This window comes from Pseudomonas acericola (SeqCode), from assembly GCF_053456465.1.
This window is the reverse complement of sequence record NZ_JBRFJB010000004.1, coordinates 530,326-546,037: the sequence shown is the minus strand read 5'-3', so window position 1 is coordinate 546,037 and position 15,712 is coordinate 530,326. Positions and strand designations below refer to the sequence as shown.

Sequence of the window (15,712 nt, the reverse complement as noted above, 5' to 3'; positions counted from 1 at the left end):
TACCGGTCAGTGGTCCCGGAACTGTTTATGGCAGGCGCTGCAGGCATCTTCGACTTTCTGCACCGCCGGCCCCAGGTTGCTGGCCTTGTAAGGCTGCACTTGGCTGGCGGTCACCAATTCACCGGTGGCCGCTTCAAGGTCACGGGCCAGTTGCTGGAATTGCGCCTGCTTCTGCCAAACATCATCTTTGGCGCTGCTATGGTCTTCTTCGCGCACGCTCGGAAAATGCTTCCATGGTTCATGGGACAACGCATCCAGCTTGACCGCACCCTCGGCGAATTTTGCACCGTCGAAGGGGATGCGCCCACGCAACATGCCGCCCAGGTCTTCGCCGGTCTTGAGCATCTGCTTGAAGATCGCCTTGCGCTGGCCCAAGGGCGAATTCGGATCAACGCCGCCACAGGCGGACAGTGTCAGGCAGGCCAGCAATACAACGGTCAGTCTTTTAAAAGTCATGGTGGCTTCGAGGTCACGGGAAACGGCGGCCAGTATCCTCGCCCCGTCCGTAAAGACCAATAGCCCTATTAATAATAAGGGTTGCTCGCCGAGGTTGTTGCGCGGGCAATCGCTTCAGGAATTGCGTGTATGAATGTCACCTCAAAACGTTGGAGCCGCCAGCTGGCGTGGGCTCTGCCGATGATCGCGCTGCTGGCCGGTTGCGATGCGGGTAAAGAGCCAGCCAAAGATGAAACCTCAAAACCCCACGCCGTCGCCACCTATGTGAGCGCACCGTGGGATGCACTGCCGGCGGTGTCCGACAGCGACTTGCTGGCCGGTTTTGAATCCTGGCGGAGCGCCTGCCAACGCCTCAAGGCCGACCCGATCTGGGGCACCACCTGCGCGGCGGCGGCCAGCGTGCCAGCGAATGCCGTGGCCGTGCGCGGTTTTCTCAAGGAACGCCTGGATGTGTTTGGCCTGCGTTCGGCAGACAACACGCCGAACGGCTTGATCACCGGGTACTACGAACCGGTCTACCCCGGCAGCCTGACCCAGACCGCCACGGCCCATGTGCCGGTATACGGCGTGCCCGATGACCTGATCATCGTCAACCTGGAAAGCATCTACCCCGAACTCAAGGGCAAGCGTCTGCGCGGTCGCCTGGAAGGTCGCGTGCTCAAGCCTTACGACGATGCCAGCGCGATCAACGGCCAAGGCTCGACCGCCAAGCCGATTGCCTGGCTGACCGACCCGATGGACCTGCAATTCCTGCAGATCCAGGGCTCGGGCCGCATCCAACTGGCCGGCGGGCGCCAACTACGTGTGGGCTATGGCGACCAGAACGGCTACCCCTACCGCCCTATCGGTCGCTGGCTGGTAGAACAAGGCGAGCTGAAGAAAGAAGACGTGACCATGGGTGCCATCAGCGCCTGGGCCAAGGCCCATCCGCAGCGCATCCCGGAGCTGTTGGCGAGCAACCCCAGCTACGTGTTCTTCAGCGCCCGCCCCGACAGCAACGAAGGCCCACGCGGCTCGCTCAACGTGCCGCTGACCGCCGGCTACAGCGTGGCGGTGGATCGCAAGGTGATTCCGTTGGGCAGCCTGTTGTGGCTATCGACCACCAAGCCGGATGGCTCGCCCATCGCCAGGCCCGTGGCCGCGCAGGACACGGGCGGTGCCATTACCGGCGAAGTGCGTGCGGACTTGTTCTGGGGCACAGGTGCAGCAGCGGGTGAGCTGGCGGGGAATATGAAGCAGCAGGGGCAGATCTGGATGTTGTGGCCAAAGGGCGCGACGTTGCCGCAGGTGCCGGAAACACTCTAAGCGCGGGCTTGACGTGGCGAGGGAGCTTGCTCCCTCGCCACAGATGATCCCCTTTTACAGAGGAGTTATGTCGGCTGTTAGATCGAGATAAAGAAGAAGCTCGCAATCAACGCCATCCCCACGAACCACACCAGCGACCGCAAGATCGCCCAGTCCGCCACATAACAAATGATGTACAGCAGGCGGCTGGTGATAAACAGCACTGCCAGCACATTGATCGTCACCAACTCCGCCGTACCGGCCAGGTGCGCGATGATCACCGCCGCCGCAAACGCCGGGGTGACTTCAAAGCTGTTGAGCTGAGCGTTATGGGCGCGTTTGGCGAACCCATCGAGGGTTTCCAGGAACGCGCGCGGGTCATGGTTCTGCCGAGGCCCGAACTTGCCGCCGCTGAACTTGGCCACACCCGTGCACAGGTAAGGCAGGAAAATTGCGATCAACACACACCAGAAGGCCACCGTCATCACTGATTCCTTTTTTGTTTTCAAACAGAAATTAGAGTTTTAGCACTAAACATCGCAAGCCGCACTCCCCCGCTATGAACCGCTACGCCATCAAAGGTTCTATCCGCCATTTCGCGTTTGCCTTGCAACATCGCGCCGCTGCTGCGGTCCATCCACCCATTGATTAACCCACACCCAACTTCCAAGGACCCCGGATGCTTGAACTTGTCGCCGCCTTTATTTGCCTCACCACGCTGCTCACCTATGTGAACTTCCGTTTTATCGGCCTGCCGCCCACCATCGGTGTGATGGTCACGGCCCTGCTGTTTTCCCTGATCCTGCAAGGCCTGAGCTTTATCGGTTACCCCGGCCTGGAAGAGCGCATCCAGCAATTGATCGGCCAGATCGACTTCGGCGACCTGCTGATGAACTGGATGCTCTCGTTCCTGCTGTTCGCCGGCGCGTTGCACGTCAACCTGAGCGACCTGCGCAGCTACCGCTGGCCCATCGGCCTGCTGGCGACCTTTGGCGTGTTGATCGCCACCGTGGTGATCGGCAGCCTGGCGTATTACATCTTTGCCCTGTTTGGCTGGCACGTCAGCTTCCTGTACTGCCTGCTGTTTGGCGCGCTGATCTCGCCCACCGACCCGATTGCCGTGCTCGGTGTGTTGCGTACCGCCAACGCCTCGAAACCTTTGAAAACCACGATCGTCGGTGAATCGTTGTTCAACGACGGTACGGCGGTGGTGGTGTTTACCGTGCTACTGGGCATCGCGCAGCTGGGCGAGACGCCAACCGTGGGCGCCACGGCCATGCTGTTCGCCCATGAAGCGCTGGGCGGCGTGGTGTTCGGCGGCCTGATCGGCTACCTGGTGTACCTGATGATCAAGAGCATCGAGCAGCACCAGATCGAAGTGATGCTGACTCTCGCCCTGGTGATCGGCGGCTCGGCAATGGCCACCGAACTGCACGTCTCCGCACCGATTGCGATGGTGGTCGCGGGCCTGATCATCGGCAACCTGGGCCGCAAGCTGGCGATGAACGACATGACGCGCCGCTACCTCGACGGCTTCTGGGAATTGCTCGATGACATGCTCAACGCCCTGCTGTTCGCACTGATCGGTATGGAATTGCTGCTGTTGCCGTTCAATTGGCTGCATGTGTTTGCGGCCAGCTTGCTGGCCGTCGCCATCCTGCTCTCGCGCCTGCTGACGGTGGCCCCGGCGATCCTGCTGCTACGGCGCTGGCGCACGGTACCGCGCGGCACCATCCGCATCCTCACCTGGGGCGGTTTGCGTGGCGGGGTCTCGGTTGCCCTGGCCTTGGCACTGCCGTTGGGGCCGGAGCGTGACCTGCTGCTGAGCATCACTTACATCGTGGTGCTGTCGTCGATCCTGTTGCAGGGGTTGAGCATCGGCAAGCTGGTCAAGCGCGTGACCCGTGATGAGCCCGCGCAGGACAGCCCGGCTCATTGAGCCGGGGTCACCTCGTCGCTGAAGAAGAGCGTTTGCGCAGCCTCTCGTTCGATCGTCGTGCGAGAAATCGACAGTAACCGCTCGTTGTTACCCCCGGCCATCTGCAGTCGCTGCTTAAAGCCAGCAACGGCTGTGGTGCCGGACTTGAGATGAGCGAAGCTGAAATCCAATGGCCCTCCCGTGTGCCCGCTCGGGTAGTGAAAGTGCGCAAACCAAAGCACCTCTGGCGTCTCGTGACTCGCTTTGGCCTTCTGGATATAGAAACTGCGAAACAACGGAGGCGTACCGACGCCCGGCACACGCTTGGTGTCGGGCACTTCCTTGATTTCGACGATGCCTTCGGCCAACAGGTCGGCAATCCCGGTTGTCGTCGGCTCGCGGGCCAGGATCATGCGCTGTTGCGTGCCGCGAGCGGCGCTGATGAGCGTGTTTGCCTTATTCCTCAGGTTCACCTCCAGGGCCGCCATTAACGGATCACTGTGCTCCGCCTCTTTGCGAGCTTCGCTGGAACGCTGCAAATCCTCCAACAGCTCTTGCGCCAGCAACTCCGCATCCGCCCGCACCGCGCGTGGGGCAACCAGGGTATTGCGCTCCAGGCTGGGTAACCGCCCCAACGCGGCATCGGCCCGCTGAATCATTTGCCAGCTGTTGATATAGTTCTGAGGCTTCCACAGGATGACCTGGGCGGCTTCGACAGGCTGGTACACCCAATCGTTTTCGCCATTCACTTGCGCCTTGATAAACCGTGCGAAAGCGACTCGGGTATAGGGATCGATAAACGCCACGACGTCAGCTGAAGACCGCCCGGCAGAGCTTGCGCCAGAGGGCTCCGACTGGGTTGGGAGCAAACTTCCGTAGTGGCGGCTTTGGAGAATCCGCCCCGACACAACGGCCCCGGAGGTTTTGCCCTGCCACAGATCCACATCATGTTGCAGGACGTCTCGCACGACCTCATCACGCAGCCCTCTGAGGTACTCCCGGTAGTCGCTCAGGGCCGCCAGATCGAGAAAGTCGTTGGGAATGCCGGCGGCGCGCTCAAGCTGGATATCCTGCCAAGCCAGTTCATCGACCGTCTCGTTCAGTACCTGGCTGATCTCGGAGGTGCTGTATGCCGGCCCGGCAAACAATTGCCGATAGCTGGAGAGTTTCAGGCGGCACCGCAGGTGGGCGTTTTGCAATATGCTCAGCGCCTCCATCCCCGGCGCAGCGGCCTTTTCCTTCAGGCAACGCAGCAGCATCGGCCGTAACCCCGCTTCCAGCCAGGCCAGGATCGGCGCCTTGCCGCGCCATTCGGGCGCATCCAATGCACTGACCTGTTCATACCCCGGCCGCGCAGAGTCGAGCATTGCCTCATAGGCGGTGCGTTGTTCGCGACAGAGCTGCACCGCTTCGCCATGCAGCCTGGCAATCGCACGCAGACCTTCGCGCATCGAGCTGGAAAGCAGATGCTTGGCCACTTCATGAAACGTCAGCAAGTAGGCGTTCGAGGGGTCGCTCATCTGTTGGTACAGCGCGGTACGCCGTACCTCCATCAAGCGGATATGAAAACGCAGGCACTTCACTTGGGCCGCCAGGAAGCGATGACGCAAGGCCGTATAATCGTGCACGATCTCGGCACGGCGACGTTGCTCCAGGAGATCCGACAACAGCTTGGCGCGCTGGTACAGCAGCACCACGCTGTCGATCTCCCGCGTGATGCTCGCAAGGCGCGTCGGCAGGTTCACCTCGGCGTTCAATTGCACGATCAGTCGCGCTTCAGGCATCTGCACGGTGGAGAACTGCGCATAGTGTGTGTCGTAGCGTTCCTGAAGCGCGCGGACCTGGGCGGCGGCAGCCGACTCCTGACCAGGCGCGCCGCCGAGCAAACGCAAACGCAGGTCCAGGGACCATGCCCCCTTGCCATCCGATTTGAGCCACGGCCCACGGCGGCCATTGCCAGCAACCACCCGCACCCCGTTGCCCTCGACGCTCACATTAAAACAGTAGGCGTCAACTTCGGCGTACCACTGGCCTTCGCGGCTCAACAGGCCCGCTGTCACGCCACCAGCCGCCTGGGTTGCGTCTGCGGGCTTGGGCACACTAAAGGTTTGCAAGTCGGCCAGTTGGGAAGGTGTCAACCGGCTGGACGCCGATATCCAGCCATACTCGATCGAGGTACGCGCAGGGCCGGTGTCTCGCGCTGCGTCCATGGCCGGCAGCTAGACAGCCGGGAGTTGCACGTTCGGCACCGGCGTATCGGGTTCGTCTGGCACTTCAGGGCGCTGCACTTGCGTGTCGTCCTCATCACTGGCGGCGTTGGCTTGCTCTCCGATAGCATCATTTGAGTAATGCATCAGCACCAACGCCATGCTCAGGAAGAAGCCAACCAGGCCACTGTCCTGGTCGCCGCTGTCGCCCTGGTTCACTTCGACAATCTGCTGGTGAACGGTCCAAGCGACCTGCAGCCAGCCGATCACCGCCAGTGGGCCCGTCACCAACGGCATGACACTGTTCAGCCCCAGCGACACCCCTTCCATCCGACGCGCCCACAGGTTTTCGCGGTTGGAGACCGACTGCCGGTCGGCTTGTTCGAGTATGGCCTGCACCTGGCTTTTGTAGAGATGCTGCCCATAGTCCCCTTGCACCTCCTCACTGGCCAATATTGCCGGGGCGCTGGTCAGCGCATCGATCAGTAACGCCAGCCCGTCCAGGGTGTTGAAATGAGGCGCACTGAAACCGTTGCCGCAATAGGTGGCACGCGCATCGGCACTCATCCAGGCCAGCACCTGCTGTTGCAACGCACCGGGCTGGTCGATAGCCTCCAACAAGTCCTGCCGACTGGCAAACTCCATCAGTTTGGGCTGTGCCATCGGCCGATACAGCACCACCGGCCCAGCATCGAGCGCCCGTGGGCCGATGACGAACATGTTCATGACCACGTCAGCCGTGGCAGAGGCCGTGGCCTTGAACGCCAGGGGCCTGAGCACGATGACCTGGCTGCCCTGGTAGCGCTCGGCCGCCTGCACCTGCATCACGGCAGCCACGGTGTCATAACCCTGGCGACTGAACCCCCATTGGCCGCGACTGTAGAACTCCAGCGCCAGCATCGGTAATTCAAGACGCAGCTGCTCGATAAAACTGCGGCTGCGCCACAGCACTTGCGCGGGTGAATCCTTGAGCGCCGCCGCCACCTGCCTGGGGTAGTTTTCGCCAATATCGACTGTGCTCACCAAAGCCTTGACGGCACTTGCCGTAAGCCACTGGGGAGGCGCGGCGCCGTTGCGCAGGGTGACCTCAATGGCGTCCCCCGGCAAACTCGCCAGGTTCTCCAACGCAACATCGAGCAGCGTGCTGATGACCTTGACCGGAAAGCCGCCGGCAGCCGATACCCCTCTGACGGTGTGGACCGTGAGAATCACGTCCTTCGGCTCAAGGGTCGAGGGCCTGGGATACGCGGCCATCAGTTTCTGCCGGGTATAGTCCAGCAACGACGGCACGCCGTCGTCGAAAAACCGCCAGTTGGCTTGTTTGAACAGCATCCCCAAGGCCTGCAAGTGCACGGAAAACAACCCGCGCACTTCGCGGCTGAGCTTTTTTATCCATGCCGGCTGGGCACTGTAAAGCCTGGACAGTTCCGGGTTGGCGTCGAGGCGCATGCTGTCGAAATCCCCGGTGACCAACCAGTGCACGGTGCTCAGCAAGGTGCCGCTCCAGTAGGACGTACGTCGGCCCAACTCAACCTCCCACTGCAAGTCGCTCAGTTGCTTGACCAGGAAGGTCAGGGCAAAAGCGTCGAAAATGTTCGAACGCGGCGCGTACAGCCGCCACTGCATTTTCCGCTCCGGCGCCAGGCCTGTCAGACGCTTGCGCAATGCCTGAGCCAAATCGTTGCTGGACGTAAAGGTTTCGATGCCGTCACTCAGGGTAAAGAGAATGAAGTGTTCACCGGTGCTTGCAGGGCCGGTCAGCACGATGCCGCGCAACAACTCCAGATGCTCGCTGCCGGCCTCACCCCACTGGTCCACCAGATAGGCCCGGGTGGTGCCGGTTCGCAGGTTATTGTCAGGGGTTTGCAGGACATCGTTGAGCATCTGGCGCTGGGCCGCATCCGTCACAAGGGTCGGTACGCTGAGTTTCTTCAAGGTCTTTTTCAACAACTCGGACAACATCTCGAGGCGACTGCGGGCCTCGATGGACAGCTCGGTCCAGTCATCGATCAAGGCCTGCTGGCAACACTCAAGCAGCAGGGGACCACGACGGTTGACGCACGCTTGGGCATCCAGGTTTTTCAGGGGGGAGACAGTGACTGGATCGCCATCCGGCTGCGCCACGAGCAACTGGCCTTGGGTGTAGTCGACCCAAACGCCGTCGACAAAGCGGTTTATCAACGCATCAACCAGCGTAGAGCGCTCGTAGCCTGCGCTGCTGATCGCCCGATCCTGATAGCGATAGCGCGGCGTCAGCAACCCCGGGGACGTGTTCGTGACGGGCAGCGTGGGGTACGTTGCCCGCAGGGCGCGTTGCAGCTCCCGTGCGACGATCACCGGCAGGGACGCGCGGGCAGAAAACAGGCCTTGGATATGCCAGGCGGTGCGCCGCAAGGGCGTCAGGTGGTAAAGCGAGTGAGGCGTCTTGGTCATGAACACGTCCTTGAAAAGACGCGGGCCCTGTACGCCAGGAGGATGAAACAAGGCCAGTCAGCCCGCCCTGGCAGCGTGGCGGGCCGCATAGGCCGCAGGGTGGCAAGCACATACCACCCCTGGATCGGGACTTACCGCTTGCTGACCGGGGGGCGGCTGTCACTGCGAATCTGCGCATGGCTGATCAGCGCAAAGATAAAGCTGCCACCAATGATATTGCCCGCCAACGTGGGCCCGGCGAATACCAGCCAAAAATCCTTCCACGGCAACTCGCCAGCAAACACCAGGTAGGACACCTCCGCCGAGCCCACCACGATGTGGGTAAAGTCGCCCAAGGCCATGAGGTAGGTGATCAGGATGATGATCCACAGCTTGGCGCTTTCCATCGACGGGATCATCCACACCATGGTGGCGATCATCCAGCCGGAAACGATGCCCTTGGCAAACATCTGCCCGGGGGCGTTTTCCATGACCTTGCGCCCGATTTCGAGGAAGGCCAGGTCGGTCTTGGTGTCGAAAATCGGCAGATGCAGCATCACGTAGGCCACCAACAAAGTGCCGCACAGATTCCCCACCAGCACCACGGTCCACAAACGCAACAGGCGCCCGGCGTTGGCCAGGGTGGGTTTGCTCATCACCGGCAGCACGGCGGTCAGGGTGTTTTCGGTAAACAGTTGCTGGCGCGCAAGAATCACCGCGAGGAAGCCGGCGCAGTAGCCGAAGCTGGCGATCACCTTGAATGCTTCACCGTCCGGCAGGCGCGAGTTGAGCAGGCCCATGCCCATCAGCGACAACCCCATGGTCAGGCCGGCGGCCAGCGCCGACCACCACAACGCCGCCACATTGCGCTCCAGCTCCTGGTCGCCCTGGGTGCGGATGATTTCATGCAGAACCGCCGCGCGGGGCGGCTGGTTCTTGTCCACATCCGCCTGTTCTTCCTGCGACAGGTTGGGAGTCTTGCCGTCTGCTTGAGTGGCCATGATCACGTGCGTCCAAGGGGTGCCTGTAGCTACGACACGCCGCGACGGTAGCTGTTCATTTAAAGCGGGATACGCCAGGCCTTGGCCATTTCCACGGCGGTGGATTTAAACGGTTTGCTCCAGGGTTTATTGCGCGCCTGATAGTTCTGGACGATGTCTTCCAGCGCGGCGTTGAACTCGCCCGGCGTGGTGGCCTTGGCCAGCTTGCCGGCCACGCGGTGCAACAGTTCAACGTTGGACGCCGGCTGGCCCGGGCGGTAAAGCGACGGGTAGATGACCTCCCGCGTGAAGTTGTCGGCTTTCACCGCGAGATCGCGTCTTTTCATTTGCGCGACAGCACTGGCCAACACCTTGGACATCGGCGTGCCCGACGCCGCCTTCGCCGCCACCTGCATCAACTGCTGGAAACGGTGCTGGCCCGGCGCATTCAGGCGCTGCGCCAACCACTCGACGTGTTCAGGCCGCTGGGCGAGTGCGTCCAGGTTACGCAGGGCTGCCGCGATTTTCGGTGTGATCGTCAAGACGTCGCTGGCACGATTGGCCTCGTTGATGGCGCTGTCCAAGGCTTGCAACGCCTGCCGTGCATTCTTTCGAAACATCAGCGCTTGCGCAGCGGCCGGGTCATTTTTCAACTGATCCTCCACGCTGGCCAGCACGGCGTCATCCATCGCCAATATTGCGTCCTCCATGGACGCGAACGAATGATGCTCGCGCGCCTTTTCCCGTGTTTCCAGATGAGTCGTTACCACCTGACGGGCCTTTGCCTGCAGATGTTGTTTCTGCTCGGGGGTCATGGTGAAGTTGACGGTGCCGTTGAGCATGCCGCGAAAGTCGCCTTTGTCCGTGTTCAGCGGCAAGATCACCGTCTGGTCGGCATACGCCTTGAGGCGCTCTTTTTGATAAGCCCCGGCAGCGGCGTGTGGCGTGCCGGTAACGGTATCGACAATACTGCCGAAAAAACCGCCGCTTTGTTTCGGCGTGGTCTGCTCGGACTCAAAATTGACGACCAGCGCCTCCGGCTGGTTCAGCGGGCCTTGCGGCTGCGCCTGCCCGAGCACGCCAGGCGCGGGTGTATTGGCGAGCAGCCCACCGTCCTGAAAAGCCGTGACCTCAGCCACTTGCTGGAACCCATGGCCTTGCTCCTGCGGGCTCTTGAACAACCCCGGCAGCGAGCCGGAAATGTGCGCGGCGCGAGCGATATCCATGTCCGGCGTCAGGCTGGCGTTGAACACCACCAATTGCGGGCGGCCGTCGAACATACCGGTGCCGGTGATGTTGAGTTGCTTGATCGCCGGAATATGGCGGCTCAACACCTCAAGGTCACGAAAGGTCGGCGCGCCACCGGCGCTCAGTCTTTCGGCAATTTTCATGACTTCGGCGGGCCGGGTTTCCCTGGGCATGTCAGCGATATGGGCCAGGATCGCTTTGCGCGACTCATTGCGCATCATCTCTTCAAGGGGCGACGCATCGGTTTGCAGGCGCGGCAGCATGGTCAGCAACAATTGGGAAATGTTGCCGGCCGCGCCAGGCAGACGCCCGGCAAGTTGGCCAAGCTTGCTGCCGATCGTTTGCAACCAGGCGGTCACCGGGTCCTTGCTGTTGAGCAGGCTGGGCAGGTCGATGCTGTTCGACAGCGCGCCGAACGCCTTGGCACCCATGCCACTGGCGAGCAATGTGGCGGAAATCGCGCCGGCGGATGATCCGGAAATCACCTTCACCCCTTGCAGCTTCTTGCCGTCCTCCAGCGCCTGCACCATCCCCGGAAAGGCGATGCCCTTGGCGCCGCCGCCACTGAGCACCAGGTGGCTGGGCGGCGGCGGTGACACTGCCACCTCCACTCGCCCATCGCTATGACGATAAAGGCTCAACTTGCGTGGGCCTACGCCTTCGACCAGAGGCGTCTTCACGTCCTGGTCGATTTTTCGAGGTGACGAGGGTTGGATCTGGACAGGCGAACTGGACACTTTCATACACAGGCTCTCTCTTCAGGGTGTAGCCCTGAGTGATGAGAGAGCCTGGGAAAGATCCACGCGGAATGATCTGGTAAAGCAAATCAAGCCGCCGCCGGGATTACTCGTCCTGGAACTGATCCTTCACGTACTTGATCTCGGTACGCCCGTGGGGGGCTGGCAAGCCATCTTCGCCGAGGTTGACGAAGACCATTTTTTCCACGGTGAGGATGCTTTTGCGCGTGATCTTGTTACGCACTTCGCAGGTCAGGGTGATGGAGGTGCGGCCAAACTCGGTGGCGGTGATGCCCAGTTCGATGATGTCGCCCTGGCGCGAGGCGCTGACAAAGTTGATTTCGGAGATGTACTTGGTCACCACGCGCTGGTTGCCCAGTTGGACAATGGCGTAGATGGCCGCTTCTTCGTCGATCCAGCGCAGCAGGCTGCCGCCGAACAGGGTGCCGTTGGGGTTGAGGTCTTCGGGTTTTACCCATTTGCGGGTGTGGAAGTTCATGGTCACTCCAAAGCGTCTTGCCGAATGATGGGCGACATCATGGCAGAGGCCGCGCCAGAGCTCTATGAGGCATTGCCTATCAAGCCCATGAGGGATCTTCATGTGTCCGACAGAAAGGCTTGGGAAGTCTGACGCACACGGCTATAATCGGCGCCGTTTCAAAACGGTCATATCCACTTGTTACCGTTTTCCCGCCACCTGTCCGAGGGGCGCTGCAGCAGGTTCAACCTGTCAGGCTCGGATGGGGCGTTGTCCGGCCTGGTTTATCGGGCCTGATACTAAACGCACAACGGCGCCCATTCGCACACTACGAATGGAGGCTCTCTATGAGCGCTGTCAACACGCCTGCAGATTTCACCGACTACAAAGTCGCCGACATGTCCCTCGCTGCCTGGGGCCGTCGCGAAACCTTCATCGCCGAATCCGAAATGCCAGCCCTGATGGGTCTGCGCCGCAAATACGCCGGCGAGCAACCGCTCAAGGGCGCGAAGATCCTCGGCTGCATCCACATGACCATCCAGACTGCCGTGCTGATCGAAACCCTGGTTGCCCTGGGTGCCGAAGTGCGTTGGTCGTCCTGCAACATTTTCTCGACTCAAGACCAGGCCGCCGCTGCTATCGCTGCTGCCGGTATCGCGGTTTATGCCTGGAAAGGCGAGACCGAAGAAGAGTACGAGTGGTGCCTGGAGCAAACCATCCTGAAAGATGGCGCGCCTTGGGATGCCAACATGATCCTCGACGACGGCGGCGACCTGACCGAGCTGCTGCACAAGAAATACCCGGCCATCCTCGACCGCGTCCACGGCGTGACCGAAGAAACCACCACCGGCGTACACCGCCTGCTGGACATGCTGGCCAAGGGCGAGCTGAAAATCCCGGCCATCAACGTCAACGACTCGGTGACCAAGAGCAAGAACGACAACAAGTACGGCTGCCGTCATAGCCTGAACGATGCCATCAAGCGCGGCACCGACCACCTGCTGTCGGGCAAGCAAGCCCTGGTGATCGGCTACGGTGACGTGGGCAAGGGTTCGTCCCAGTCCCTGCGTCAGGAAGGCATGATCGTCAAGGTCTCCGAAGTTGACCCGATCTGCGCCATGCAAGCCTGCATGGATGGTTTCGAAGTGGTTTCGCCGTTCATCGACGGCCAGAACGACGGCACCGAAGCGAGCATCGACAAAGCCCTGCTGGGCAAGATCGACCTGATCGTGACCACCACCGGCAACGTCAATGTTTGCGACGCGAACATGCTCAAAGCCCTGAAGAAGCGTGCTGTTGTCTGCAACATCGGCCACTTCGACAACGAGATCGACACCGCTTTCATGCGCAAGAACTGGGCATGGGAAGAAGTGAAGCCACAGGTACACAAGGTTCACCGTACCGGCGCCGGCGATTTCGACCCACAGAACGACGACTACCTGATCCTGCTGGCCGAAGGCCGCCTGGTTAACCTGGGCAACGCCACTGGCCACCCAAGCCGCATCATGGATGGCTCGTTCGCCAACCAGGTACTGGCGCAGATCTTCCTGTTCGGCCAGAAATACGCCGACCTGTCGCCAGCCCAGAAAGCCGAGCGCCTGACCGTGGAAGTGTTGCCGAAGAAACTCGACGAAGAAGTGGCCCTGGAAATGGTCCGCGGCTTCGGCGGCGTGGTGACTCAACTGACCAAGACCCAGGCCGACTACATCGGCGTGACCGTTGAAGGTCCGTTCAAGCCGCACGCTTACCGCTACTGATTTGCCTGCGGCCCGCTCCCTTTCAAGGGGAGCGGGCTTTATGTGAGAGCGGGCTTGTTGTGGCGAGGGAGCTTGCTCCCGCTGGGCTGCGAAGCGGCCCCAAGATTTTGGGAGCGCTGCGCGCTCCAGCGGGAGCAAGCTCCCTCGCCACATGCAAGCCCGCTCCCACACAAGCCTTCCAGTTTCGAGTTTCCAAGGATACGACCATGTCCCAAGACCGTCGCTACAGCTTCGAGTTCTTCCCGACCAAGACCGATGCTGGGCATGAAAAACTGATGGCGACTGCCAAGCAGTTGGCCAGCTACAACCCCGACTTCTTTTCCTGCACCTACGGCGCCGGCGGCTCGACCCGTGACCGCACGATCAACACCGTGTTGCAGCTGGAAAGCGAAGTCAAAGTTCCCGCCGCTCCGCACTTGTCGTGCGTGGGCGACAGCAAGGCCGACCTGCGCGGTCTGCTGACCCAATACAAGCAAGCCGGCATCAAGCGCATTGTCGCCCTGCGCGGCGACCTGCCGTCCGGCATGGGCATCGCCAGCGGCGAGCTGCGCTACGCCAATGACCTGGTGAGCTTCATCCGCGAAGAAAGCGGCGATCACTTCCATATCGAAGTGGCGGCTTACCCGGAGATGCACCCCCAGGCGCGCAATTTCGAAGACGATCTGCAGAACTTCGTACGCAAGGCCAACGCCGGCGCCGACAGCGCGATCACCCAGTACTTCTTCAACGCCGACAGCTACTTCTACTTCGTCGAGCGTGTCCGGGCCATGGGTGTGAACATTCCGATCGTGCCGGGCATCATGCCGATCACCAACTACAGCAAGCTCGCGCGCTTCTCCGATGCGTGCGGCGCCGAGATCCCACGCTGGGTCCGCAAGCAACTGGAAGCCTACGGCGACGACGTCAAAAGCATCCAGGCGTTCGGCGAGCAGGTCATCAGCGAAATGTGTGAACGTTTGTTGCAAGGTGGCGCACCCGGCCTGCACTTCTATACCCTCAACCAGGCTGACCCTAGCCTGGCAATCTGGAACAACCTCAAGCTGCCCCGCTAAGGTCTGTTCGCAGTTGCACCCGGGCCCTCGTTACCGCGAGGGCCTTTGTCGTTTAAATACTCCCGGAATGGAAGCCAGCAGTACATGAATACAGCATCCCCGACTCCCCGCCCGCAGCTGGTTTATCTGGTATTCGGCGCCGAGACCTACCATCAGGAAGCGGTATTCAGCATCGCCAGTGCCCTGTCCCACCTGGGCGGCACCCATGATTTGCCCCTGGACATCCAGGTGTTCAGCGACAACCCCGCGCCGTATCGCGACCTGCCGGTGCACGTCCACACCCTGGACGACGCCACCCGCCAACGCTGGTGTGAGCCCCACGGCTACCATTTCCGCACCAAGCACGTGCTGTTGCGCCAGGTCCTCGAGACCGCGGAACGTGCGCTGCTGATCGATACCGATACGTTTTTCCACGACTCGCCCATGGCCCTGTTCGAACGCGTCGCGCCCGGCACCGTGTTGTGCAACGCGTTCCACGCCAAGTACGGCGATAACCGCGAAAGCGTGCTGTACGAAGCCCTGGCCCAGCTGTTGGCCGACAAAGGCCTGGCCGATGACGACATGCCGCTGCTCAATTCCGGCGTGATGGGGCTGGCGCAACAGGACGCGCATTTGCTGGACAGCTCCATCGCCTTGATGGACGAGCTGTTCCCCCTGGCCAACGGCGCCTACACCCTGGAAGAGTTCTGCCTGTCGGTGGTCGCCTATCGCACGGTCAACGTGCGCCAGTGCCCCGACCTGATCCACCACTACTGGAGCCGCAAGCAGCTGTTCCGCGCCAAGGTCAGGGCGTGGATCGCCAAGCACGCCGCCGCCCCCACCAGCGCCCACGCCCTGGCCGACACGCGCAAGGTCTCTGCCCACCTGCCACGTCCACCGCGCCTGCAACGCCTGATGTACAAGCTGATCACCCTGGCCCTGCCCAAGCGCAAGCAGCAGTTCATCCGCGAAATCCTCTACGGCTGCTACGAGCACGAAAACGAGTTCGACCAGGCGTGCGGCCCGGTTTGGTGGGACAAGGCCAAGCAAAACCAGGCCGAGCGGCAGAAGTGCCCGGTGGATGCCCATCAACTGGAGCACTGGTTCGCCAACCCCTTGGTGCGCCTGATTCTGGGCGAGCGCCGCGCGGCGATCTATGAACACCTGATGACCTCGCCGACAAAATAGCGCGGTCCGCAGATGC

Annotated in this window: 12 protein-coding genes and 1 riboswitch; of the genes, 5 read left to right on the top strand and 7 right to left on the bottom strand. The window is 61.4% G+C overall.

Features of this window, described 5'->3' with window-relative positions:
• Nucleotides 1–6: 6 nt before the first annotated feature.
• On the bottom strand, nucleotides 7–456 hold the full coding sequence (locus ACU688_RS18765) for a c-type cytochrome (RefSeq protein WP_207040499.1): 450 nt from the start codon (nucleotides 454–456) through the stop codon (nucleotides 7–9).
• Between the two features lie 129 nt (nucleotides 457–585).
• On the opposite strand from ACU688_RS18765, the gene mltA reads away from it, so the two are divergent.
• The gene (gene mltA, locus ACU688_RS18760; protein ID WP_448185902.1) at nucleotides 586–1,761 is read left to right on the top strand and encodes a murein transglycosylase A; all 1,176 of its coding nucleotides are present in this window, start codon (nucleotides 586–588) and stop codon (nucleotides 1,759–1,761) included.
• A 77-nt stretch (nucleotides 1,762–1,838) separates the two neighbouring features.
• On the opposite strand, the gene ACU688_RS18755 is transcribed toward mltA, so the two are convergent.
• Nucleotides 1,839–2,225: an MAPEG family protein gene (locus tag ACU688_RS18755; RefSeq protein ID WP_448185901.1), complete on the bottom strand. Its 387-nt coding sequence runs from the start codon at nucleotides 2,223–2,225 to the stop codon at nucleotides 1,839–1,841.
• A gap of 194 nt (nucleotides 2,226–2,419) precedes the next feature.
• Between ACU688_RS18755 and ACU688_RS18750 the strand changes: the two genes are divergently transcribed.
• The gene (locus tag ACU688_RS18750; protein ID WP_448185900.1) at nucleotides 2,420–3,679 is read left to right on the top strand and encodes a cation:proton antiporter; all 1,260 of its coding nucleotides are present in this window, start codon (nucleotides 2,420–2,422) and stop codon (nucleotides 3,677–3,679) included.
• Here ACU688_RS18750 and ACU688_RS18745 read toward each other — a convergent pair.
• From ACU688_RS18745 to ACU688_RS18725, 5 genes are all read right to left on the bottom strand, one after another.
• Nucleotides 3,673–5,718 carry a hypothetical protein gene (locus tag ACU688_RS18745; protein ID WP_448185899.1) on the bottom strand — a complete coding sequence of 682 codons (2,046 nt, stop codon included), beginning with the start codon at nucleotides 5,716–5,718 and terminating at the stop codon, nucleotides 3,673–3,675. The genes ACU688_RS18750 and ACU688_RS18745 overlap by 7 nt on opposite strands.
• Before the next feature lie 159 nt (nucleotides 5,719–5,877).
• Nucleotides 5,878–8,298 (bottom strand): dermonecrotic toxin domain-containing protein, encoded by a 2,421-nt coding sequence (locus ACU688_RS18740; RefSeq protein ID WP_448185898.1) that lies wholly within the window; start codon nucleotides 8,296–8,298, stop codon nucleotides 5,878–5,880.
• Nucleotides 8,299–8,429: 131 nt separating this feature from the next.
• Nucleotides 8,430–9,278, bottom strand: a complete 849-nt coding sequence (locus ACU688_RS18735; protein WP_448185897.1) for a formate/nitrite transporter family protein — start codon at nucleotides 9,276–9,278, stop codon at nucleotides 8,430–8,432.
• A gap of 59 nt (nucleotides 9,279–9,337) precedes the next feature.
• Nucleotides 9,338–11,248: a patatin-like phospholipase family protein gene (locus ACU688_RS18730; RefSeq protein WP_448185896.1), complete on the bottom strand. Its 1,911-nt coding sequence runs from the start codon at nucleotides 11,246–11,248 to the stop codon at nucleotides 9,338–9,340.
• 100 nt (nucleotides 11,249–11,348) lie between these two features.
• Nucleotides 11,349–11,741 carry an acyl-CoA thioesterase gene (locus ACU688_RS18725; RefSeq protein WP_016977737.1) on the bottom strand — a complete coding sequence of 131 codons (393 nt, stop codon included), beginning with the start codon at nucleotides 11,739–11,741 and terminating at the stop codon, nucleotides 11,349–11,351.
• Between the two features lie 198 nt (nucleotides 11,742–11,939).
• Nucleotides 11,940–12,046, top strand: a riboswitch (S-adenosyl-L-homocysteine riboswitch).
• Nucleotides 12,047–12,067: 21 nt separating this feature from the next.
• On the opposite strand from ACU688_RS18725, the gene ahcY reads away from it, so the two are divergent.
• The 3 genes from ahcY (at nucleotide 12,068) to ACU688_RS18710 (ending at nucleotide 15,696) form a co-directional block, all read left to right on the top strand.
• Nucleotides 12,068–13,477 (top strand): adenosylhomocysteinase, encoded by a 1,410-nt coding sequence (gene ahcY, locus ACU688_RS18720; RefSeq protein WP_017735703.1) that lies wholly within the window; start codon nucleotides 12,068–12,070, stop codon nucleotides 13,475–13,477.
• Between the two features lie 206 nt (nucleotides 13,478–13,683).
• Nucleotides 13,684–14,529: a methylenetetrahydrofolate reductase [NAD(P)H] gene (gene metF, locus ACU688_RS18715; RefSeq protein ID WP_124527283.1), complete on the top strand. Its 846-nt coding sequence runs from the start codon at nucleotides 13,684–13,686 to the stop codon at nucleotides 14,527–14,529.
• A gap of 84 nt (nucleotides 14,530–14,613) precedes the next feature.
• Complete coding sequence (locus ACU688_RS18710; RefSeq protein ID WP_448185895.1) at nucleotides 14,614–15,696, top strand: hypothetical protein; 1,083 nt, start codon at nucleotides 14,614–14,616, stop codon at nucleotides 15,694–15,696.
• Nucleotides 15,697–15,712 lie beyond the last annotated feature (16 nt).